The sequence below is a fragment of the Nitrogeniibacter aestuarii genome (assembly GCF_017309585.1).
Classification (GTDB): Bacteria; Pseudomonadota; Gammaproteobacteria; order Burkholderiales; family Rhodocyclaceae; genus Nitrogeniibacter; species Nitrogeniibacter aestuarii.
In genome coordinates this window covers 1278211-1302957 of sequence record NZ_CP071321.1, presented here as the reverse complement: position 1 = coordinate 1302957, position 24747 = coordinate 1278211, and the positions used below count along the sequence as shown (strand labels likewise).

Sequence of the window (24747 nt, the reverse complement as noted above, 5' to 3'; positions counted from 1 at the left end):
GGGGCGGCCCCTCAGATCAGTCGGTAATCAGCTTGCCCTTGGACAGCAGATCGGAAATCACTTGCTGGTCATTGGACAGACCGCCGGCGAACAGATCGACGTTGTTGAGCACGATGGTGGCATCCTCCTGCCCGGCGGCGTAACCGCCCGAGAACCCGCCATTGCTGCTCACGTGGACGATGGTGTTGCCATTGCTCTGCTCGAAGTGCAGGAAATCCGACAGATTGCCGGCATCGTTCCCGGCATGCAATTCGCCCTGAAGCAGATCGCGCAGATCGAGGGCATCGCCGCCCGCGGCCACCGAGCTCGAGTCGAAATCGGTGATTTGATCGACCGTCGGTGCGCCGCTGGTACCGGCATCACCAAGCGTCCACTCGAAGACATCGGCGCCAAGGCCACCGGACAGCACGTCGTCGCCGCCGTCGCCGCCGATCAGGTCGTTGCCTGCGCCACCACGAATGATGTCATCGCCATCGCCCCCGTGGATGACGTCGTTTCCATCGGTGCCGATGATCTTCTCGGACGCGTCACCGCCGGTGTATGTGGTGCCGGTATTGGCGCCTGACTCGGTCGCCAGATCGACCACTACGGGTGGCTGCACATCAATGGTCAGTATCGACGAGGCCCGGTCGCCATCGTGATCGACCAGGGTGTAGGCAATGTCTTCACTGTAAGCCACGCCCGAGGCGGCCGACGGCGTGTAGTCGTAGTCGCCCGTGTCCATATCGACCTCGAACTTGCCGCCATCGACGGTCTGGATCGACCACACATGGGTCGTGCCGTTGTAGTCGCCCGCCGAGGTACCGGTCACGCTGCCGTCGTAGGCATATTCCACCCCGTCGATGGTCAGCGTTTCCATGTAGCCACCGTCGGCGCCCAGGCCAGACCCGGCACCCAGCGTCCCTGAGGTGATGTTGCCCGTGGTCGGGATCACGATCGAGTCGCGCAGGATGGGGGGCAGTTCGTTGATGTCGGCCACGACAATCGCGTTGGTGTTGGTTGCCGTCGTACCGTCGTACGCCACCGGGTTCATGGCCGAGAGCGTTGCGCCCGTGCCCATACCGTAAGCGTACGACTTGATCGAGTTCGTGGTCAGGAAGTTCGTCCAGATGGCTTCTTCACTCGGCTGGATTCCGGTCTGGTTCGGCAGGAACCCGGAATAGCCTGCGTTGTTCCAGTCGTAGGAGACTGTCGGCTGACCATCCGTGAGGAAGTAGGACACGTTCTGCGCCCCCGCAATCTTGCCGGGATCATCGAACGCGTCCATCCCCCTCAGCAAGGCCGCATCGTAGTTGGTGTTGCCGTTGGCGGTCAGGCCATTGACATATGCCTTGGCCGCATCGACCGTGACCCAGTTGCTCTGGTAGGCCGAAGCGCCGGAGTTGAACGTGACGACACGCACCATGACGTCGCCCAGGTTGTCGTACTGGTCGAGCATTTCATTCACGGCCTGCTTCATGATCGTCAGACGCTCACCACCGTTCTGCCCCATGCTGCCCGAGATATCGAGCATGAGCATCACGTTGGTATCGACGGCGGGCAGAACCACCGTGTTGGTGGCAGCCACCGCGTTGGGCGCGTCGTCTTCAACATTGACGGTCAGCGTACCGGTGGTGGTCAGTTCCCCATCGGTGGCGACGACGTTCAGGTCGATGGCCTTGATGTTCTCGCCATTGCCGGGGTCGTGATCGATCGGCGCCACCAGGGTCACCGAATAGTTGCCAGCCGAGTCGATGGTGACACGCATGACTTCCGTATCGCCGGCGCTGCCGATCAAGGGGTTGCCCGCCGTACCATCGCCCGACCAGGTGATGGCGACACCGTTGGAGGTGATGCCGGCCGGCCCCGACAGCGTGACGCTGACGGTACTGTCCGGGTCACTGATGCTGATCGAGCCGGTCTGGGTCGCCGAATCGGTGGTATCGACCGGTGTTCCGCTGGTATCCACCAAGCCACCGGTCAATCCTTCTTCCGACACATTGACGCTGCCGGAAACGATCGTGGGCGCATCATTGATGGGTAGTACGGTCACCGGAATGATGGCCGTCGTGCTGGCCGCATCCCCGTTGGACGATTCCGTACTGGTCGACGTCACCGTCAGGTCGAAGCTACCAGCGAAGTCGAGCGGGGCCGTGATGTTCAGGCGCGTCAGATCCCAACCGGTCACGTTGGCCGTGGTGTTGCCCGAGGAGGCGGTGAAGCTGTTTGTTCCATCGGTCAGCACCGCGCCCACGGGAATGTCCGAGATGGCGACGTCGAGCACTTCCGAACCGTCCGTATCCACCAGCGCAGAGGCCACGTCCTGCAACTGAATCGGCGTGTCTTCCAGGCCCTCGTTGTAGCGGATGGGGTAATACCCGCCATCGGCGCTGCCCACGTAGGCCGAGTACTGTCCGCCTGCGTCCGCAACATCACCGATGTTCGTGTAGATGGGGAAGTTCGACAGCGCCACGGCTGTGCCGCCATCGATAGACATCAGCGCACTGATGTCACCCACGCCGTCGCCGTTGTACGCGTACAGCTCGAAGGTGTAGTAGCCACTCTCGCTCGGCACGAAATCCGCGCTCTGGTAGTCGCCCCAATTATTGAAGCCTTGCGAATAGACCACGTTGTCACCGATTTCGATGTGCATCGTGTCGTCACGGTAGCCTTCAAGCGAATACGTGTGACCCGCCTCCAGGAAGATCACCCCGGTGAGCCGGAACAGGCCATCCGTCGGAATATCGGCGGCACCGGCGGCTGTCGAATCGGTCCCGAGACTTTGAACAACCGATGAACTGTTGGGCGTCAGGCCCGACACCGCCGCCTCGAGCGTATCGGCGTCGGCGGCAATTGTGCTGTCCATCGTCGAGACGTTGAGGAACACATCCAGCACCAGTCCCGTGCCGGCCGGCACCGACAGATCGCTGGCGACACCGTCGGTGAAATCCACCACGGTGGTGCCGAGCGAAAGCGTGGGCGCATCGGCCACCGGCGTGATGTCCACCGTGACCACGCCCGGCGTCACACCACCGGCGCCATCACTGGCGGTAAAGCTGAAGCTGGCGTAGTCGTCTTGCTGGTCGCCCGTGCCTGCGGTCGCAAACCCGTCGTCGCCAGATTCATGAGTATCCGGCGTAAAGCGCAGGTTGCCGGCCTGGATCTGGGCGGATGTAAGTGTCTGACCAGCAACAGCGGCCACCCAGGACGTGCCGTTGAACACTTCGAGCACGCCGTCCGATGGAAGGCTGGTCAATTCCACCTCGATCGCCGAGGTCGGGTTGTCCACATCACTGATGCCAAAGCTCGCCCAATCAACGACCACCGACGTATCCTCGGTGCCGCTGACCGCGCCACCGGTGACGACCGGAGCATCATTGACCGGCACGACATTGACCGTCACGGTGGCCGTATCGACACCACCATTGCCATCAGTGATCGTGTAGGTGAAGGAATCAGAACCGAAGAAGTCCGGGTTCGGCGTATAGACCGGGTTGCCCGAGACCGGATCGATCGTCACGGTACCGTTGCTGCCTTGGGTGACTGCCGTCACGGTGAGCGGATCGCCATCCGGATCGATATCGTTGTCACGAACCGGCACGACGACAGCGGTGTCTTCGTTGGTCGAAATCGTGTCATCCACCGCATCCGGATCATTGTCGATGATCTGGGTCACCTGAGTGCCGCTGCCGATCACCACGTTCTCGAAACCACCACCCGGCACCGCCGGCAGGCTGATCGAGATGCTGTAGTTCTCCCCGGCTTCGGTGATCGTGTCATCGAAGGTCGATACATCGAAGGTCGCACTGGTGCTGCCGGCCGGGATCGTCACCGTGGCCGGCACGCTCACGATGTCGCCCGACACCGTATCGATATGCGTGAGCGTCACGGTCAGCGTCAGATCCGTGGCCGTGGGCTGATCGACACTCACCGTGTAGGTGGCGTCGTTGCCTTCGGTCACCGTGCCCGGACCACTCAGGGTGATGGTCGCGGTGTCTTCTGCTCCCGGTGGGTTGTCGCTGCCGGTCTGGTCGTTGATCGTGGTCGTGACACTTGATGTGCCGACGACGAGGTTCTCGTAGCCGCCACCGGTGCTGCCGGTGATGCTCGCCGTGAAGGTCTCGCCGTTGTCGGCGTAGGCGTCATCGATGGTCGAGACGGTAAAGGTCGCACTGGTCGAGCCGGCCGGGATCGTCACGGTGGTGCTCACCGGCACCAGATCACCGTCGTCGGTCGTCACGTGGCCCGTGACCACGCTCACCACGAGGTCAGTCGCGGGGGCTTGATCGACGCTCACGGTGTAGGTCGCGGTTTCGCCTTCAACGACCGTGGCATCACCGCTGATGCTCAGCGTGACGGTATCTTCCGCTCCCGGCGGGTTGTCGCTGCCGGTTTGATCATTGATGGTCGTGGTGACACTGGCAGTGCCGACCACAAGGTTCTCGTAGCCACCGCCGGTGCTGCCGGTGATGCTCGCCGTGAAGGTCTCGCCGTTGTCGGCGTAGGCGTCATCGATGGTCGAGACGGTAAAGGTCGCACTGGTCGAGCCGGCCGGGATCGTCACGGTGGTGCTCACCGGCACCAGATCACCGTCGTCGGTCGTCACGTGGCCCGTGACCACGCTCACCACGAGGTCAGTCGCGGGGGCTTGATCGACGCTCACGGTGTAGGTCGCGGTTTCGCCTTCAACGACCGTGGCATCACCGCTGATGCTCAGCGTGACGGTATCTTCCGCTCCCGGCGGGTTGTCGCTGCCGGTTTGATCATTGATGGTCGTGGTGACACTGGCAGTGCCGACCACAAGGTTCTCGTAACCACCACCGGTGCTGCCGGTGATGCTGGCGGTGAAGGTTTCACCGTTGTCGGCGTAGGCGTCGTCAATCGTGCTGACCGTGAAGGTCGCGCTGGTCGAGCCGGCCGGGATCGTTACGGTGGTGCTCACCGGCACCAGATCACCGTCGTCCGTCGTCACGTGGCCCGTGACCACGCTCACCACGAGATCAGTTGCGGGAGCCTGGTCGACGCTCACGGTGTAGGTTGCGGTTTCACCTTCAACGACCGTGGCGTCACCACTGATGCTCAGCGTGACCGTGTCCTCTGCTCCCGGCGGGTTGTCGCTGCCGGTCTGGTCGTTGATGGTCGTGGTGACACTGCTGGTGCCGACGACCAGGTTCTCGTAGCCACCACCGGTGCTGCCGGTGATGCTGGCGGTGAAGGTTTCACCATTGTCGGCGTAGGCATCGTCGATGGTCGAGACAGTGAAGGTGGCGCTGGTCGAACCAGCCGGGATCGTGACGGTGGTACTCACCGGCACCAGATCGCCATCGTCCGTGGTCACGTGGCCCGTGACCACGCTCACCACGAGGTCAGTCGCGGGGGCTTGATCGACACTCACGGTGTAGGTCGCGGTTTCGCCTTCGACCACAGTCGCATCACCGCTGATGCTCAGGGTGACGGTATCCTCTGCTCCCGGCGGATTGTCGCTACCGGTCTGATCGTTGATGGTGGTGGTGACACTTGATGTGCCCACGACCAGGTTCTCGTAGCCACCACCGGTGCTGCCGGTGATGCTGGCGGTGAAGGTTTCGCCGTTGTCAGCGTAGGCGTCATCAATCGTGCTGACCGTGAAGGTGGCGCTCGTGCTGCCCGCAGGGATGGTGACAGTGGTGCTCACCGGCACCAGATCACCGTCATCGGTGGTGACGTGACCAGTCACGACACTGACCACGAGGTCGGTGGCCGGGGCCTGATCCACACTCACGGTGTAGGTCGCGGTTTCGCCTTCAACGACAGTCGCGTCGCCACTGATGCTCAGGGTAACGGTGTCTTCCGCTCCCGGCGGATTGTCGGAGCCGGTCTGATCGTTGATGGTGGTGGTAACACTGCTGGTGCCGACGACCAGATTCTCGTAGCCACCACCGGTGCTGCCGGTGATGCTGGCGGTGAAGGTTTCACCGTTGTCGGCGTAAGCGTCGTCGATGGTCGAGACCGTGAAGGTCGCGCTCGTCGAGCCAGCGGGAATTGTCACCGTGGTGCTCACAGGGACCAGATCACCGTCGTCGGTGGTCACGTGACCGGTCACGACGCTGACCACCAGATCGGTCGCCGGGGCCTGATCCACACTCACGGTGTAGGTCGCGGTCTCACCTTCGACCACGGTGGCGTCGCCGCTGATACTCAGGGTGACGGTGTCTTCCGCTCCCGGAGGATTGTCAGAACCAGTCTGATCGTTGATGGTGGTGGTAACACTGCTGGTGCCGACGACCAGGTTCTCGTAGCCACCACCGGTGCTGCCGGTGATGCTCGCCGTGAAGGTTTCACCGTTGTCGGCGTAGGCGTCGTCGATGGTCGAAACGGTAAAGGTCGCACTGGTCGAACCGGCCGGGATGGTGACGGTGGTGCTCACCGGCACTAGGTCACCGTCATCGGTGGTGACGTGACCGGTCACGACGCTCACCACGAGGTCGGTGGCCGGGGCCTGATCGACACTCACGGTGTAGGTCGCGGTCTCGCCTTCAACGACAGTCGCGTCGCCACTGATGCTCAGCGTAACGGTGTCTTCCGTTCCCGGCGGGTTGTCGCTACCGGTTTGATCATTGATGGTGGTCGTGACACTGCTGGTGCCGACCACCAGATTCTCGTAGCCACCACCGGTGCTGCCGGTGATGCTCGCCGTGAAGGTTTCACCGTTGTCGGCGTAGGCGTCGTCAATCGTGCTGACCGTAAAGGTCGCACTCGTGCTGCCAGCCGGGATCGTGACCGTGGTGCTCACCGGCACCAGATCGCCGTCATCGGTGGTGACGTGACCCGTGACCACGCTGACCACGAGGTCGGTCGCCGGAGCCTGATCCACACTCACGGTGTAGGTCGCGGTTTCGCCTTCGACCACAGTCGCATCACCGCTGATGCTCAGCGTGACGGTATCTTCCGGCCCTGCCGTCGGCTCATCCGTGATCGTACCCAGGCCGGTACCGTCGGCAATGCCGGCGTTGACTGCGTTGCTCAGTTCGATCGTGTAGTTCTCGACGCCTTCGGCGAACACATCATCAGTGATCGCCACCGTGATCGTCTGGGTCAGCACCCCCGGGGCGAAGCTCAGCGTGCCATTGACGTTGCCGTAGTCGGCTCCGCCCGTGGCGCTGCCGCTCACGCTGGCATAGTCCACGCTCACCGTCGAGGTCGAGGCGTTCGACAGGCTCACCGTGAAGGTCGCCGTGCCCGCATCTTCATTCACACTCACGTCATCGATCGTGATCTGCGGGGCGCCTTCGTTATCCACGATCTGCGTCACTTGCGTGCCGCTGCCGATCACCACGTTCTCGAAACCACCGCCCGGCACTGCCGGCAGACTGATCGAGATGCTGTAGTTCTCCCCGGCTTCGGTGATCGTGTCATCGAAGGTCGATACATCGAAGATCGCGCTGGTGCTGCCGGCCGGAATGGTCACCGTGGCCGGCACGCTCACGATGTCGCCCGACACCGTATCGATATGCGTGAGCGTCACGTTCAGCGTCAGGTCCGTCGCCGTGGGCTGATCGACACTCACCGTGTAGGTGGCGTCGTTGCCTTCGGTCACCGTGCCCGGACCACTCAGAGTGATGGTCGCGGTGTCTTCCGCTCCCGGAGGATTGTCAGAACCAGTCTGATCGTTGATGGTGGTGGTAACACTGCTGGTGCCGACCACCAGGTTTTCATAGCCGCCACCGGTACTGCCAGTGATGCTGGCCGTGAAGGTTTCACCATTGTCGGCGTAGACATCATCGATGGTCGAAACGGTAAAGGTCGCACTGGTCGAACCAGCCGGAATGGTCACCGTGGTGCTCACCGGCACCAGATCACCGTCGTCGGTGGTCACGTGGCCGGTCACGACACTGACCACGAGGTCGGTGGCCGGGGCCTGATCCACACTCACGGTGTAGGTCGCGGTTTCGCCTTCAACGACAGTCGCGTCGCCACTGATGCTCAAGGTAACGGTATCTTCCGCTCCCGGAGGATTGTCAGAACCAGTCTGATCGTTGATCGTGGTCGTGACGCTGCTGGTGCCAACCGCCAGGTTTTCATAGCCGCCACCGGTCGAACCGGTGATGCTGGCCGTGAAGGTCTCGCCGTTGTCGGCGTAGGCATCGTCAATCGTGCTGACCGTGAAGGTCGCGCTCGTCGAGCCAGCCGGAATGGTCACCGTTGTGCTGACCGGCACGAGGTCACCGTCATCCGTGGTGACGTGACCGGTCACGACACTGACCACGAGGTCGGTTGCGGGCGCTTGATCGACACTGACCGTGTAGGTTGCGGTCTCACCTTCGATCACCGTCGCATCACCGCTGATACTCAGGGTGACGGTGTCTTCCGCTCCCGGCGGGTTGTCGCTGCCGGTCTGATCGTTGATCGTCGTGGTGACACTGGCAGTGCCGACCACCAGGTTCTCGTAGCCACCACCGGTGCTGCCGGTGATGCTCGCCGTAAAGGTCTCGCCGTTGTCGGCGTAGGCGTCATCGATCGTGCTGACCGTGAAGGTCGCGCTGGTCGAGCCAGCGGGAATTGTCACCGTGGTGCTCACAGGGACCAGATCACCGTCGTCGGTGGTCACGTGACCGGTCACGACGCTGACCACAAGGTCGCTCGCCGGAGCCTGATCCACACTCACGGTGTAGGTCGAGGTTTCGCCTTCGACCACGGTGGCGTCACCGCTGATGCTCAGGGTGACCGTATCTTCTGCTCCCGGCGGATTGTCAGAACCGGTCTGGTCGTTGATGGTGGTCGTGACACTGCTCGTGCCGATCACCAGGTTTTCATAGCCACCACCGGTCGAACCGGTGATGCTCGCCGTGAAGGTCTCGCCGTTATCGGCGTAGGCATCATCAATCGTGCTGACCGTGAAGGTCGCACTCGTGCTGCCGGCGGGAATCGTCACCGTCGTACTGACCGGCACCAGATCACCGTCGTCCGTCGTCACGTGACCCGTGACGACGCTGACCACGAGGTCGGTGGCCGGGGCCTGGTCAACGCTGACCGTGTAAGTCGCGGTCTCACCTTCGACGACCGTGGCATCACCGCTGATGCTCAGCGTGACCGTATCTTCCGGCCCTGCCGTCGGTTCATCGGTGATCGTGCCCAGGCCGGTGCCGTCGGCAATGCCGGCATTGACCGCGTTGCTCAATTCGATCGTGTAGTTCTCGACGCCTTCGGCGAACACGTCATCAGTGATCGCCACCGTGATCGTCTGGCTCAGCACGCCTGGGGCGAAGCTCAGCGTGCCATTGACGTTGCCGTAGTCGGCTCCGCCCGTGGCGCTGCCGCTCACGCTGGCGTAGTCCACGCTCACCGTCGAGGTCGAGGCGTTCGACAGGCTCACCGTGAAGGTCGCCGTGCCCGCATCTTCATTCACACTCACGTCATCGATCGTGATCTGCGGGGCGCCTTCGTTATCCACGATCTGCGTCACTTGCGTGCCGCTGCCGATCACCACGTTCTCGAAACCACCGCCCGGCACTGCCGGCAGACTGATCGAGATGCTGTAGTTCTCCCCGGCTTCGGTGATCGTGTCATCGAAGGTCGATACATCGAAGATCGCGCTGGTGCTGCCGGCCGGAATGGTCACCGTGGCCGGCACGCTCACGATGTCGCCCGACACCGTATCGATATGCGTGAGCGTCACGTTCAGCGTCAGGTCCGTCGCCGTGGGCTGATCGACACTCACCGTGTAGGTGGCGTCGTTGCCTTCGGTCACCGTGCCCGGACCACTCAGAGTGATGGTCGCGGTGTCTTCCGCTCCCGGAGGATTGTCAGAACCAGTCTGATCGTTGATGGTGGTGGTAACACTGCTGGTGCCGACCACCAGGTTTTCATAGCCGCCACCGGTACTGCCAGTGATGCTGGCCGTGAAGGTTTCACCATTGTCGGCGTAGACATCATCGATGGTCGAAACGGTAAAGGTCGCACTGGTCGAACCAGCCGGAATGGTCACCGTGGTGCTCACCGGCACCAGATCACCGTCGTCGGTGGTCACGTGGCCGGTCACGACACTGACCACGAGGTCGGTGGCCGGGGCCTGATCCACACTCACGGTGTAGGTCGCGGTTTCGCCTTCAACGACAGTCGCGTCGCCACTGATGCTCAAGGTAACGGTATCTTCCGCTCCCGGAGGATTGTCAGAACCAGTCTGATCGTTGATCGTGGTCGTGACGCTGCTGGTGCCAACCGCCAGGTTTTCATAGCCGCCACCGGTCGAACCGGTGATGCTGGCCGTGAAGGTCTCGCCGTTGTCGGCGTAGGCATCGTCAATCGTGCTGACCGTGAAGGTCGCGCTCGTCGAGCCAGCCGGAATGGTCACCGTTGTGCTGACCGGCACGAGGTCACCGTCATCCGTGGTGACGTGACCGGTCACGACACTGACCACGAGGTCGGTTGCGGGCGCTTGATCGACACTGACCGTGTAGGTTGCGGTCTCACCTTCGATCACCGTCGCATCACCGCTGATACTCAGGGTGACGGTGTCTTCCGCTCCCGGCGGGTTGTCGCTGCCGGTCTGATCGTTGATCGTCGTGGTGACACTGGCAGTGCCGACCACCAGGTTCTCGTAGCCACCACCGGTGCTGCCGGTGATGCTCGCCGTAAAGGTCTCGCCGTTGTCGGCGTAGGCGTCATCGATCGTGCTGACCGTGAAAGTGGCTGACGTGCTGCCGGCCGGGATCGTCACCGTGGTGCTCACCGGGACCAGATCGCCATCGTCGGTCGTCACATGACCGGTGACCACGCTCACCACGAGGTCGGTGGCCGGGGCCTGGTCGACGCTGACCGTGTAAGTCGCGGTTTCGCCTTCGACCACGGTGGTGTCGCCGCTGATACTCAGGGTGACGGTGTCTTCCGCTCCCGGAGGATTGTCAGAACCAGTCTGATCGTTGATGGTCGTGGTGACACTGCTGGTGCCGACGACCAGATTCTCGTAGCCACCGCCGGTGCTGCCGGTGATGCTGGCGGTGAAGGTCTCGCCGTTGTCGGCGTAGGCGTCGTCAATCGTGCTGACCGTGAAGGTCGCGCTCGTGCTGCCGGCGGGGATGGTCACCGTCGTACTCACCGGCACCAGATCACCGTCATCGGTCGTCACGTGACCGGTCACGACGCTGACCACGAGATCGGTCGCCGGAGCCTGATCCACACTCACGGTGTAGGTCGCGGTCTCACCTTCGACCACGGTCGTATCGCCGCTGATGCTCAGGGTAACGGTGTCTTCTGCTCCCGGCGGGTTGTCGCTGCCGGTCTGGTCGTTGATGGTCGTGGTGACACTTGAAGTCCCCACCACCAGGTTCTCGTAACCGCCGCCGGTCGAACCGGTGATGCTCGCGGTGAAGGTCTCGCCGTTGTCGGCGTAGGCATCGTCAATCGTGCTGACCGTGAAGGTGGCGCTGGTCGAACCGGCTGGGATCGTGACGGTGGTGCTCACCGGAACGAGGTCACCGTCATCGGTGGTGACATGACCGGTCACGACACTGACCACAAGGTCGGTCGCCGGGGCCTGATCCACACTCACGGTATAGGTTGCGGTCTCACCTTCGACCACGGTGGTGTCGCCACTGATGCTCAGCGTGACCGTATCTTCTGGCCCTGCGGTCGGTTCATCCGTGATCGTGCCCAGGCCGGTACCGTCGGCAATGCCGGCATTGACTGCGTTGCTCAGTTCGATCGTGTAGTTCTCGACCCCTTCGGCGAACACGTCATCAGTGATCGCCACCGTGATCGTCTGGCTCAGCACCCCCGGGGCGAAGTTCAGCGTGCCATTGACGTTGCCGTAGTCGGCTCCGCCCGTGGCGCTGCCGCTCACACTGGCGTAATCCACGCTCACCGTCGAGGTCGAGGCGTTCGACAGGCTCACCGTGAAGGTCGCCGTGCCGGCATCTTCATTCACACTCACGTCATCGATCGTGATCTGCGGGGCGCCTTCGTTATCCACGATCTGCGTCACTTGCGTGCCGCTGCCGATCACCACGTTCTCGAAGCCACCACCCGGCACTGCCGGCAGGCTGATCGAGATGCTGTAGTTCTCCCCGGCTTCGGTGATCGTGTCATCGAAGGTCGATACATCGAAGGTCGCGCTGGTGCTACCGGCCGGGATCGTCACCGTGGCCGGCACGCTCACGATGTCACCCGACACCGTGTCGATATGCGTGAGTGTCACGTTCAGCGTCAGGTCCGTCGCCGGTGCCTGATCGACGCTCACCGTGTAGGTGGCGTCGTTGCCTTCGGTCACCGTGTTCGGACCACTCAGGGTGATGGTTGCGGTGTCTTCTGCTCCCGGTGGGTTGTCGCTGCCGGTCTGGTCGTTGATCGTGGTCGTGACACTTGATGTGCCGACGACGAGGTTCTCGTAGCCGCCACCGGTGCTGCCGGTGATGCTCGCCGTGAAGGTTTCACCGTTGTCGGCGTAGGCGTCGTCAATCGTGCTGACCGTAAAGGTCGAGCTCGTGCTGCCGGCAGGAATCGTCACCGTCGTGCTCACCGGCACCAGATCACCGTCATCGGTGGTGACGTGACCGGTCACGACGCTCACCACGAGATCGGTCGCCGGAGCCTGATCGACGCTCACGGTGTAGGTCGCGGTTTCGCCTTCAACGACCGTGGCATCGCCGCTGATGCTCAGGGTGACGGTGTCCTCTGCTCCCGGCGGGTTGTCGCTGCCGGTCTGGTCGTTGATGGTCGTGGTGACACTTGAAGTCCCCACCACCAGGTTCTCGTAGCCACCACCGGTGCTGCCGGTGATGCTGGCGGTGAAGGTTTCACCGTTGTCGGCGTAGGCATCGTCGATGGTCGAGACAGTGAAGGTCGCGCTGGTCGAACCAGCCGGGATCGTCACCGTCGTGCTCACCGGCACGAGGTCACCGTCGTCCGTCGTCACGTGACCGGTCACGACGCTGACCACGAGGTCAGTTGCGGGAGCCTGGTCGACGCTGACCGTGTAGGTCGCGGTTTCACCTTCAACGACAGTCGCGTCGCCACTGATGCTCAGGGTAACGGTGTCTTCCGCTCCCGGCGGATTGTCGGAGCCGGTCTGATCGTTGATGGTGGTGGTGACACTTGATGTGCCGACGACCAGGTTCTCGTAGCCGCCGCCGGTGCTGCCGGTGATGCTGGCCGTGAAGGTTTCACCATTGTCGGCGTAGGCGTCGTCGATGGTCGAAACGGTAAAGGTCGCACTGGTCGAACCGGCCGGGATCGTGACGGTGGTGCTCACCGGGACCAGATCACCGTCGTCGGTCGTCACATGGCCGGTCACGACGCTCACCACGAGGTCGGTGGCCGGAGCCTGATCCACACTCACGGTGTAGGTTGCGGTCTCACCTTCAACCACCGTGGCATCACCGCTGATGCTCAGCGTGACGGTATCTTCCGGCCCTGCGGTCGGCTCATCCGTGATCGTGCCCAGGCCAGTGCCGTCGGCAATGCCGGCGTTGACTGCGTTGCTCAGTTCGATCGTGTAGTTCTCGACGCCTTCGGCGAACACATCATCAGTGATCGCCACCGTGATCGTCTGGGTCAGCACCCCCGGGGCGAAGCTCAGCGTGCCATTGACGTTGCCGTAGTCGGCTCCGCCCGTGGCGCTGCCGCTCACGCTGGCATAGTCCACGCTCACCGTCGAGGTCGAGGCGTTCGACAGGCTCACCGTGAAGGTCGCCGTGCCCGCATCTTCATTCACACTCACGTCATCGATCGTGATCTGCGGGGCGCCTTCGTTATCCACGATCTGCGTCACTTGCGTGCCGCTGCCGATCACCACGTTCTCGAAGCCACCACCCGGCACTGCCGGCAGGCTGATCGAGATGCTGTAGTTCTCCCCGGCTTCGGTGATCGTGTCATCGAAGGTCGATACATCGAAGGTCGCGCTGGTGCTGCCGGCCGGGATCGTCACCGTGGCCGGCACGCTCACGATGTCACCCGACACCGTGTCGATGTGCGTGAGTGTCACGTTCAGCGTCAGGTCCGTCGCCGTCGGCTGATCGACGCTCACTGTGTAGGTGGCGTCGTTGCCTTCGGTCACCGTGTTCGGACCACTCAGGGTGATGGTTGCGGTGTCTTCTGCTCCCGGTGGGTTGTCGCTGCCGGTCTGGTCGTTGATCGTGGTCGTGACACTTGATGTGCCGACGACGAGGTTCTCGTAGCCGCCACCGGTGCTGCCGGTGATGCTCGCCGTGAAGGTTTCACCGTTGTCGGCGTAGGCGTCGTCAATCGTGCTGACCGTAAAGGTCGAGCTCGTGCTGCCGGCAGGAATCGTCACCGTCGTGCTCACCGGCACCAGATCACCGTCATCGGTGGTGACGTGACCGGTCACGACGCTCACCACGAGATCGGTCGCCGGAGCCTGATCGACGCTCACGGTGTAGGTCGCGGTTTCGCCTTCAACGACCGTGGCATCGCCGCTGATGCTCAGGGTGACGGTGTCCTCTGCTCCCGGCGGGTTGTCGCTGCCGGTCTGGTCGTTGATGGTCGTGGTGACACTTGAAGTCCCCACCACCAGGTTCTCGTAGCCACCACCGGTGCTGCCGGTGATGCTGGCGGTGAAGGTCTCGCCGTTGTCAGCGTAGGCGTCATCGATGGTCGAGACCGTGAAGGTCGCGCTGGTCGAACCAGCCGGGATCGTCACCGTCGTGCTCACCGGCACGAGGTCACCGTCGTCCGTCGTCACGTGACCGGTCACGACGCTGACCACGAGGTCAGTTGCGGGAGCCTGGTCGACGCTGACCGTGTAGGTCGCGGTTTCACCTTCAACGACAGTCGCGTCGCCACTGATGCTCAGGGTAACGGTGTCTTCCGCTCCCGGCGGATTGTCGGAGCCGGTCTGATCGTTGATGGTGGTGGTGACACTTGATGTGCCGACGACCAGGTTCTCGTAGCCGCCGCCGGTGCTGCCGGTGATGCTGGCCGTGAAGGTTTCACCATTGTCGGCGTAGGCGTCGTCGATGGTCGAAACGGTAAAGGTCGCACTGGTCGAACCGGCCGGGATCGTGACGGTGGTGCTCACCGGGACCAGATCACCGTCGTCGGTCGTCACATGGCCGGTCACGACGCTCACCACGAGGTCGGTGGCCGGAGCCTGATCCACACTCACGGTGTAGGTTGCGGTCTCACCTTCAACCACCGTGGCATCACCGCTGATGCTCAGCGTGACGGTATCTTCCGGCCCTGCGGTCGGCTCATCCGTGATCGTGCCCAGGCCAGTGCCGTCGGCAATGCCGGCGTTGACTGCGTTGCTCAGTTCGATCGTGTAGTTCTCGACGCCTTCGGCGAACACATCATCAGTGATCGCCACCGTGATCGTCTGGGTCAGCACCCCCGGGGCGAAGCTCAGCGTGCCATTGACGTTGCCGTAGTCGGCTCCGCCCGTGGCGCTGCCGCTCACGCTGGCGTAGTCCACGCTCACCGTCGAGGTCGAGGCGTTCGACAGGCTCACCGTGAAGGTCGCCGTGCCGGCATCTTCATTGACGCTCACGTCGTCGATCGTGATCTGCGGCATTCCGTCGTTGTCGACGATTTGAGTCACCTTGGTCCCGGTCCCGATCACCACGTTCTCGAAACCACCGCCCGGGCTCGCCGGCAGGCTGATCGAGATGCTGTAGTTCTCGCCAGCCTCGGTAATCACATCGTCGAAAGTCGATACATCGAAACTGGCGCTTGTCGCACCGGCCGGGATGGTGACCGTGGCTGGCACGCTGACGATGTCACCACTATCGGTGTCGATATGGGTGAGCGTGACGTTGAGGATCAGATCCGTCGCTGCGGGGCGGTCTACACTGACCGTGTAAGTCGCGTCATTGCTCTCGACGACCGAATCCGGGCCGGCAAGCGTGATGGTTGCCGTATCTTCGGGCCCCGGAGTGGCATCTGGCCCGGTCTGGTCGTTGATGGTTGTGGTGACGCTTCCGGTCGCGATATCGATGCTGTCGAAGCCACCGCCGCTGGCGCCATTGATACTCACGGTGAAGGTTTCGCCGTCATCAGCATAGGCATCATCGATCGTGGAGACGGTGAAGGTGGCCGACGTGCTGCCGGCCGGGATCGTGACGGTCGTGCTCACCGGCACCAGATCACCGTCATCGGTGGTGACGTGCCCGGTCAGAACGCTCACGACCAGATCGGTACTCGGCGCGACACTGATGCTCAAGGTGTAGGTCGCCATCTCGCCTTCGACGACAGCCGCGTCGCCCGAGAGACTGAGCACGCCAATGGTCGGCTCAGCGTCGGCCACAATGGTTTCAGGCACGAACGCATCACCCGTGCTGTCGAATTCCGGGAATTCCCCTTGGCGCGTGCCACCAAAATCGAAGGCCAGCGGGTCGGTATCTTCCGTAATCCGCAGCAAGCGGACAAAGCTGTTGCCTTCACCACCGCCGGCACCACCCAAGCCAGCGGCAGGCGCTTCGAGCAGTGCGTCGATGTCGCCATCGCCTTCGAGCGCCTGGATGACCTGGTCGATCGTGGCGTCGCCGAGCACGGCTTCTTCCGGGGCCGGACGTGTCGTTTCGGAGAGTTCGACGGTCATGGCAACCGTCTCGTTGGGCTGGATATCAAGCAACTGGCCGTCGGTGGTCGCCAGTTCGACCTGTCCACCGTTGCGCGTGATCACCACATCGCCTTCACGCAGTACGTCACCCGGTTTGAGCGCTCGCAATTCGCCTTCCGGGTTGCGGGCGTAGGCTTCGCCGGTGACTGCGACAACGGTTGCGATGGGTTGATTGCTCGCCATGACGGTTTTCTCCGTGTGCTGGCACGCTCGGCCAGCTTAGACTGATTCGATACTGGGAATTTACGGCGCGCGGTCCGCGGCCGGTATTGGACTGGTGGACAGGGTCCACCCCGACCGCATCAAGCGGCCTGGCCGACCTGTTTGGCCGCGTCCTTGTATTCGAGTACGAGTTGCAGGCGATCACGCACGCCCAGCTTCTCGAAGACGGCGCCCAGGTGCGCCTTGACGGTGCGCTCGGTAATGTTCAGCCGCCGCGCCACTTCCTTGTTGGTGGCACCGTGGGCCACCTCAATGGCCACATCGCGCTCACGCGGTGTGAGGTTCTCGAAGCTGTTAGGCCGGGGGGTGTCCTGCAACAACTGTTTGCTGGCCGCACCGATCATGGTGCTCATCAGCTCCGGCCCCAGCCACAGGCCGCCGTTGATGACCGCAGTCGCCACCTGTTCGAGCATCTGGGGCGTGGCATAGGCGTGGCAGTACCCGCGAGCACCCGCCGCGAGCGCCTGCATGGCCTCGGCGGGGGTTGGCTGATTCACCAGCACAATCACGGGGGCAGCACCGCCGACCCGCGCGAGAAGCCGGCCGAGCACTTCGGGCTCAAAAGCCGTGGGAGCCCACCAGACGACATCCGCCCGCTGGCCGCCCATATCGGTTGCGATGTGAGCATTGGCGAAGGCCTGTTGCCATCGGGGCATCAGGCTGGATCTCGAACTGATGAAGAGGTGTTTTGTCATCGTTCCGTCAGGGCATTGGCCTTGGCGCGAAGCACCGGCTTGAGCAGGTAATCGAGAATCGTCTTCTTGCCTGTCAGCACGTCAACTTGCGCCACCATTCCAGGAATAATCGGCAGATTCTCACCCAAACTTGAAGCCTTTGTTCTTACTCGAATGACATAGAACGCATTGCCCTTGTCGTCCGTCACGGTATCCGCCCCAATATGGTCAACCGTTGCCTCAAGCCCGCCGTAGATCGCGAAGTCATACGCCGTGAATTTCACCAGCGCGTCCTGCCCCGGGCGCAGAAAGGCGATGTCCTGCGGTTTGATGCGTGCTTCGAGCAGCAAGGCTTCGTCCAGCGGTACCACTTCGGCCACTTCCTTGCCCGGCTGAACCACCCCGCCGATGGTGTTGACCAGCAGCCGCTTGACCGTGCCATGCATGGGCGAACGCACCTCGGCCTTGTCCACCCGATCCTGCAGTGCGGCGCTGCCTTCCGAGAGACTGTTGAGCTTTGCCATGGTGTCGGACAGTTCAGTGCGTGCCGCATTGCGGAACGTCAGCTCCACGTCCTGAAGCTTGCGCTCCGACTCGAGAATGGACGATTCGATGCGCGCGATCTGGGCACTGGCCTGGTTTCGCTCGCCACGCAGATTGGATACATCCCGCTCCAGACGCAACAGTTCGACTTCCGAGACGGCACCAGATGCCAGTAGCGGCCGGGTGACCTTGAGCTCCTGGTCCGCCAGCGCCAGCGACTGGCTGGCCTGAGAGAGCCTCGCTCTTGCCTCGCGCAGCTCCTGATTGCGCTGCGCGGTCTGCTGCCGGGCAATGGCCAGTTCGGCCTCGAGCTCAGCACGGCTCGACTCGTAGAGCGCCTCTTCCTGGATGGCCACCTTGGGCGCGCCCTTGACGACCTCGGGCGGAGGCTCAAAGGACTTGCCCTCGGAAATCGAGCGCAGGCGTGCTGCCTTGGCCAGCAAGGCCAGGTACTGAACCTGGTTCTCTCGGAAAGATGAGATGTAGCGTGTCGGATCGATACGCACCATGACCTGGCCACGCTGGACGATCTCGCCCTCCCTGACCAGAATTTCCTCAACCACACCGCCGTCGAGCGACTGAACGATCTGCAACTGGCTGGACGGAATCACCCGCCCCTCGCCGCGCGTGACTTCATCGATCTTGGCAAACGCGGCCCACACGATCAGTGCCACGAACACGACCGCCACGACGCGCATGAGCGCACGCGCACGCAGCGGCTCTTGCTGAAGGTGCGCCCAGTGAGCATCGCCCACCCAGCCATGGTCGCGCTCGTCCTTGTCGGACAGCCAGCGTCCGAAAACACGATCGAACACCGGTCGGGTGCGCTTTGACACGGCATTGGAAACCGTCCCGATGCGCTCGAAGTGCTTCTCGTCGAGATGACTCATGAAGCCCTCCCGATACGTCCTTGCCGCAGCGCTTCGACCACTTGCTGCTTGGGCCCATCGGCCACGATCTTGCCGCCATCGACCACGATGATGCGATCGACCAGTTCAAGCAGCGAGGTGCGATGCGTGATCACGACCATCGTCTTGCCCGCGGTGTGCGCACGTAGTTGCTGCTTGACGTGCTCTTCACTGGAGTGATCCATTGAACCCGTGGGCTCGTCCATGAGCAGGATTGGCGGATCGTTGATGAACGCCCGTGCGATCGCCACGCCCTGCCGCTGCCCGCCCGAGAGCGACTCGCCCCGCTCGCCGACCAGCATGTCGAACCCTTTGGGGTGCGCATTGACGAACTCCGCGATGCCGCCGATCTGCGCCGCATGCAGCACGTCATTGTCATCGGCATCGCGAGAGTTGATGGTCAGGTTGTCGCGCAGGCTGCCATAGAACAGGGTGACATCCTGCGGCACGTAGCCGATGTGGCGCCGCAACTCGGCCGGATCGAGCTGACGCAGATCGATGCCATCGACCAGCACAGCACCCTCGGTCGGCCGGTAGAGGCCGAGCATGAGCTTTTCCATGGTGGTCTTGCCCGAGCCGATCCGGCCCAGAAAAGCCACCTTCTCACCCGGCTGAATCGCAAAGCTCACGTTGCGCAGGGACAGCATGTCCTGACCCGGATACTGAAAGCTCACATCCTTGAATTCGATTCGCCCCTCGAAACTCTGGCGACTCACGAAGTTGGAATCCTCGGGTCGCTCGACGGGGCGTGACAGAATCTCGTTGAGTGAGGTCAGTGCGGTCGATGCATTGTGATATTGCGTCAGCAATCCGGCGACCTGACCGACCGGCGCCAGTGCCCGCGACGACAGCATCGAGCAGGCGATCAACCCACCCATGGACAGTTCGCCCTCACCAATCAGATAAACCCCCAGCACGATGATGCCGATGCTCACGGTTTGCTGAATCCACAACGCGGTGTTCATGGTCGAGGACGAGAGCAGGCGCAGTTGCGAGCTCACCCGGGCCAGAAAACTGGCGCTCTGCTCCCACTTGCGCTGCATATGCCCCTCGCAACCGAGCGACTTGACCGCCTCCAGTCCCACCAGGCTCTCGACCAGGGTGGCATTGCGCAGCGCCCCGGCACGATAGGTGGTTTCCGAAAGATCATGCATCCGGCTCTGCACACTCATGGCGTAAATGAGCACCAGCAAGGCACCAACGACGATCGGAATGATCATCGGCCAGGCAATCCAGCCGATCACGATCAGAAAGATGATGGCGAACGGCACATCGATGAAGGCGCTGACGGTGGCCGAGGTGATGAAGTCGCGCACCGTCTCGAAAGAGCGCAGGTTGGCGGCAAACGAACCTGCGGACGGCGGACGTTGCTCCATCTGAATGCCGAGTACCCGTTCCATGATGTAAGCGGAGAGCTTCACGTCCACCCGGTTGCCGGCCAAATCGATGAAGTAACCCCGCATGGTGCGCAACACCACGTCGGCCACCATCACCAGTGACACCCCAATCGCAAGCATCCAAAGCGTCTCGACGGCGTTGTTCGGCACGACCCGATCGTAGACATTCATCGTGAACAGCGGCATCGCAATAGCGAAGACATTGATCAGCAAGGCCGCGAGCAAGACGTCACGATACAAGGCCCTGTTTTCGCGCACGGCGCCCCAGAACCAGTGACGTCGCTTGATCGACCCCACCGACGGGCTGCGCGCATCGAAGCGGAAGCGCGGACGCACGAAGATCGCCATCCCGATATAGCGCTCGGCCAGCGTCTGCGCCGGCACCATCACTTCGGCATCGTTGAGATCGGGAAAAATGACCCGGGCCTGACCGTCGTCGGCCCAGCCCAGCAGCACACAGGCCTGTTCATCGTCGAGCAGCAGCACGACCGGAAACAGGTCTTCATTGAGGCGGTCCAGCGGTCGCTTGGCCAGTCGGCTGGCCAGACCGGCGCGTCGGGCGGCGCGCTCGAACAGCGAAGGGGTCAGCCGGTGGTCTTCAAGCGGAAGGCCCGCCGTCGCCGCATCCCGCGTCAAGGTCGTGCTGTAGGCACGCGCCACCACCAACAGGCACTCGAGCAAGGCGTCCGGCCGATGCGGATCGCGCTCGGGGGCCGGATCGGCACTCGCGTCGACAGGCGTCACCTGGGCGTCCGGTTCGGATACTGCGCTCGCGTCTTCCGACATGGTGTCCTTCATGCTGGCATGCTTGTTCAGTGGGCGTCGCTCAACTCCTGTCAGTAACGACAAGGAGCGTCATAACTTGATGACGAAGGCCAATGATCGCATAGAGAACAAGCGCTTCGGGGGGCGTCAGCCCACTTGGCACGATGCTTTACGTGATGCACATCACGTTACATACCCGACGAAACAACTCAAGAATTCCGGAACCAATTCCGCTGTTAGCACTCTCATCCATCGAGTGCTAACATAGCAATGAACTAGAGGGAGGCATCCATCAATGACACAGCTCATGACCATGCCTGTTCCGACTTCCGTCGGCAGCATCGACCAGTACATTCAGTTCGCCAACCGGGTTCCGGTGTTGAGCGAGCAGGAAGAGCGCGATTACGCCACACGCTTTCATGATGAAGGCGACGTGGATGCGGCACGCGAATTGGTGATGTCGCACCTGCGTCTGGTCATCGCCATTGCCCGGGGCTACCTTGGCTACGGCCTGCCCCACGCGGACCTGATTCAGGAAGGCAACATCGGACTGATGAAGGCCGTGAAGCGATTCGATCCGCGCCGTGGCGTGCGTCTCGTGTCCTTCGCGATCCACTGGATCAAGGCCGAGATTCACGAGTACATCCTCAAGAACTGGCGTCTGGTGAAGGTCGCCACGACCAAAGCGCAGCGCAAGCTGTTCTTCAACCTGCGCAGCTTCAAGAAAGACAGCAACGCCCTGAGCCCGGACGACGTGGCCATTGTGGCGGAGCAGCTCGGGGTGAAACCCGAAGAGGTCGTCGAGATGGAAACCCGCCTCGGCGGTCAGGACATCCCGCTCGACGGCGGTCGCGATGAGGACGAAGAGCGCTTTGCCCCGATCGCCTATCTGGCTGATCCGGGTGCCGAACCGGTCGACGTGATCGAGCGCACCGAGCAGGCGATGCTTGCGACCGAAGGTTTGCGCAGCGCGCTTGAGAACCTCGACGAACGCAGCCGTCGCATCATCGAGGCGCGCTGGCTTGGCGAAGAAGGCAAGTCGGCCACCCTGCATGAACTCGCGGATGAATACGGGGTGTCTGCCGAGCGCATTCGCCAGATCGAAGCCAAGGCCATGAAGAAAATGCGCGGCGAGTTGGCTGCCGTGGTCTGAATAGACAGGCCGCGTTGAAAAGGCGACCCCTCGGGTCGCCTTTTTCATGGGTACCGCATCACCTCAGGCGCCAGCGACCAGCTGCTTGAGATCCGCGGCGATATCATCGACCGACGTGCCATGCTTGATATAGAGCCGCAACCTGCCGGCAGGGTCAAACACGTAGGTCCCTGCCGAGTGATCGACGGTGTAGTTGGGCCCGTCCGTGTCTCCGCCCTTGCGGTAAATGACCTTGAACTCCTTGGCCACTGCCGCCGTCTCCTCGGCTGTGCCGTACAGTCCGAGAAAGGTCGGATTGAACACCGGCACATAGTTCTTCAGCAGTTCGGGCGTATCCCGCTCCGGATCCACGGTCACGAACATCACCTGCACCTTGTCGGCATCCGGTCCCAACTGCTGCATGGCCGCCGCCATCGTACTCAAGTTGGTGGGGCACACGTCGGGGCACTGTGTGTACCCGAAGAAGATGGTCACCACCTTGCCTTTGAAATCGGCCAAGGTGCGGACCTGACCATTGTGGTCGGTGAGCTTGAAGTCACGCGCGTATTCGGCGCCGGTAATATCGGTGTTGCGGTAGCTGACCGTCGGGTCAGCAGGAGAACAGGCGGTCAGCGCGAACGCAGCCGCCACAATAAACGCACGAAGCATGGTTGCCCCATCAGAAACGCAGGTAATGATCCACCAGCAAGGCGGCAAACAGCAATGATAGATAAACAATGGAGAAGCGGAAGGTGCGCTGCGACAACGTGTCGCTGTAATCGACATACAGACGCCACGCGTAACGCAGGAACATACCCCCGAGCACCACGGCTGACACAAGATAGATCAGGCCACTCATCCGGGTGGCGAAAGGCAGCAGCGTGACGCCGAACAGGATGAACGTGTAGAGCAACACCGACAGGCGGGTGTATTTCGAGCCATGGGTGACAGGCAGCATCGGCAGCCCGGCGCGGGCGTAGTCAGCCGTGCGATACAAGGCCAGCGCCCAGAAGTGGGGCGGCGTCCACGCGAAGATGATCAGGAACAGCAACAGTGCATCCGCACTGACCTCGCCCGTCACCGCGGCCCAGCCCAGCACCGGCGGCATGGCGCCCGAGGCCCCGCCGATCACGATATTCTGCGGCGTGCGTGGCTTGAGAAAAATGGTGTAGATCACCGCGTAGCCCACGAAGGTAGCAAAGGTCAGCCACATGGTCAGCGGATTGACCAGCGCGTAGAGCATCCACAAGCCGATTGCACCGAGCACACCGGCAAACATCAGCGTTTCGGAATTACTCAACTCACCGCGCGCCGAGGGGCGGGCACGTGTGCGCGCCATGCGCGCATCAATCTGCTGCTCGATCAGACAATTCATGGCCGCAGCCGCGCCGGCCACACAAGCAATACCCAGTGTCGCTGCCAGCACCACACCCGCGGAGGGAACCCCCTCCGGCACGGCGAGAAACATGCCAATGATCGCGCAAAAGACAATCAGTGAATTGACGCGCGGCTTGGTCAGCACCGAGAACTGGCGCAGACGACGGACGACATCGTATTGATCAAGCGTAAGCGTTTTCATCATTTCTCCTTCCGGCCAGATCCCAGGCACGTGCAGGCACGAGCCGTTCATTGACAACCACCAGGGTCAGCAGCAGGACCGCCGCCCCCGCATTGTGCGCGACCGCCAGCCCCAGCGGCAGGCTCATCACGACATTGGCAATTCCCAGGCTCACCTGAACGGCCAACGCAGCGAACACCGCACTCGCCATACCGCGTTGGCCAGCCAGGGCCAGCCGCAGCGCGAGCACCAGCAGGACGCCAGTGACGACCAGGGCACCGAGTCGATGCATCCAGTGAATGGCGGTAAGCGCCTGCAACGAGAGCATGTCGCCCTGAGCCGTCATACCCAGCTCGCGAACCACATGGAAGGCGTTCGCCATGTCCATGTCGGGCCACCAGCTGCCATGGCAGGTCGGGAAGTCGGTACACGCCAGCGCCGCGTAATTGGTGCTGGTCCAGCCGCCGAGAATGATCTGCACGATCACCACCAACAGACCGATTCGCGCCCACCGCACCAACGAAGCGGAGACAGTCGGGCGCGATACCTGCGCCGCACGGAGCGCCAGCAAGGCAAGCAGAGACAGCGTCGTGAGACCGCCAATCAGATGTCCGGTCACAATCGCCGGTTTGAGCAGCAAGGTGACCGTCCATTTGCCCAGCAGGCCCTGAAAGATCACCACCGCGACCAAGGAAACGGCAATCGTCGCACGCACGCTCGGATCGGCCCGGCGTCGCCAGGCCAACCCGGCAATCACCAGAATGATGAACCCCAGACTCGCCGCCAGGTATCGATGCACCATCTCCTTCCAGGCCTTGTGCATGGACACGGGACCCTCGGGCGATTCAGCAACGGCAGCCGCGATTTCATCCGCCGCATGGGCCGGCGTCAGCTGACCGTAGCAACCGGGCCAGTCGGGGCAGCCGAGCCCGGCATCGGAAAGGCGAACATAGGCACCCAGCACAACGACGATGAGGGTCAGGGCAAGAGCAATGAAAACCAGGCGTCGATACATGCCGA

General features: G+C 62.5%; 8 protein-coding genes. 1 reads left to right on the top strand and 7 read right to left on the bottom strand.

Features of this window, described 5'->3' with window-relative positions:
• Positions 1–16 precede the first annotated feature (16 nt).
• The 4 genes from J0W34_RS05995 to J0W34_RS05980 all read right to left on the bottom strand — a co-directional run bounded on the left by J0W34_RS05995 (position 17) and on the right by J0W34_RS05980 (position 21070).
• Entirely contained in the window at positions 17–16711 is a 16695-nt protein-coding gene (locus tag J0W34_RS05995; RefSeq protein WP_230971047.1) for an immunoglobulin-like domain-containing protein, read from the bottom strand.
• 119 nt (positions 16712–16830) lie between these two features.
• The gene (locus J0W34_RS05990) at positions 16831–17406 is read right to left on the bottom strand and encodes a LuxR family transcriptional regulator (protein WP_230971046.1); all 576 of its coding nucleotides are present in this window, start codon (positions 17404–17406) and stop codon (positions 16831–16833) included.
• Positions 17407–17441: 35 nt separating this feature from the next.
• Complete coding sequence (locus J0W34_RS05985) at positions 17442–18857, bottom strand: HlyD family type I secretion periplasmic adaptor subunit (RefSeq protein WP_230971045.1); 1416 nt, start codon at positions 18855–18857, stop codon at positions 17442–17444.
• Positions 18854–21070 carry a type I secretion system permease/ATPase gene (locus tag J0W34_RS05980; protein WP_230971044.1) on the bottom strand — a complete coding sequence of 739 codons (2217 nt, stop codon included), beginning with the start codon at positions 21068–21070 and terminating at the stop codon, positions 18854–18856. The genes J0W34_RS05985 and J0W34_RS05980 overlap by 4 nt, the downstream gene beginning before the upstream one ends.
• Before the next feature lie 262 nt (positions 21071–21332).
• Between J0W34_RS05980 and rpoH the strand changes: the two genes are divergently transcribed.
• Positions 21333–22190: an RNA polymerase sigma factor RpoH gene (rpoH, locus tag J0W34_RS05975; RefSeq protein ID WP_227817852.1), complete on the top strand. Its 858-nt coding sequence runs from the start codon at positions 21333–21335 to the stop codon at positions 22188–22190.
• 63 nt (positions 22191–22253) lie between these two features.
• On the opposite strand, the gene J0W34_RS05970 is transcribed toward rpoH, so the two are convergent.
• Genes J0W34_RS05970 through J0W34_RS05960 form a run of 3 tightly spaced genes read right to left on the bottom strand, consistent with a single transcriptional unit; the run spans position 22254 to position 24742 of the window.
• Positions 22254–22838 (bottom strand): SCO family protein, encoded by a 585-nt coding sequence (locus tag J0W34_RS05970; protein ID WP_230971043.1) that lies wholly within the window; start codon positions 22836–22838, stop codon positions 22254–22256.
• A 10-nt stretch (positions 22839–22848) separates the two neighbouring features.
• Positions 22849–23748: a heme o synthase gene (cyoE, locus tag J0W34_RS05965; protein ID WP_230971647.1), complete on the bottom strand. Its 900-nt coding sequence runs from the start codon at positions 23746–23748 to the stop codon at positions 22849–22851.
• Positions 23729–24742 (bottom strand): COX15/CtaA family protein, encoded by a 1014-nt coding sequence (locus J0W34_RS05960; protein ID WP_331001535.1) that lies wholly within the window; start codon positions 24740–24742, stop codon positions 23729–23731. The genes cyoE and J0W34_RS05960 overlap by 20 nt, the downstream gene beginning before the upstream one ends.
• Positions 24743–24747 lie beyond the last annotated feature (5 nt).

Bases quoted from the DNA above. Each gene is read 5' to 3' on its own strand.
- J0W34_RS05995 (WP_230971047.1), bottom strand. From the start codon at position 16,711: ATGGCGAGCAATCAACCCATCGCAACCGTTGTCGCAGTCACCGGCGAA.
- J0W34_RS05990 (WP_230971046.1), bottom strand. From the start codon at position 17,406: ATGCCCCGATGGCAACAGGCCTTCGCCAATGCTCACATCGCAACCGAT.
- J0W34_RS05985 (WP_230971045.1), bottom strand. From the start codon at position 18,857: ATGAGTCATCTCGACGAGAAGCACTTCGAGCGCATCGGGACGGTTTCC.
- J0W34_RS05980 (WP_230971044.1), bottom strand. From the start codon at position 21,070: ATGAAGGACACCATGTCGGAAGACGCGAGCGCAGTATCCGAACCGGAC.
- rpoH (WP_227817852.1), top strand. From the start codon at position 21,333: ATGACACAGCTCATGACCATGCCTGTTCCGACTTCCGTCGGCAGCATC.
- J0W34_RS05970 (WP_230971043.1), bottom strand. From the start codon at position 22,838: ATGCTTCGTGCGTTTATTGTGGCGGCTGCGTTCGCGCTGACCGCCTGT.
- cyoE (WP_230971647.1), bottom strand. From the start codon at position 23,748: ATGAAAACGCTTACGCTTGATCAATACGATGTCGTCCGTCGTCTGCGC.
- J0W34_RS05960 (WP_331001535.1), bottom strand. From the start codon at position 24,742: ATGTATCGACGCCTGGTTTTCATTGCTCTTGCCCTGACCCTCATCGTC.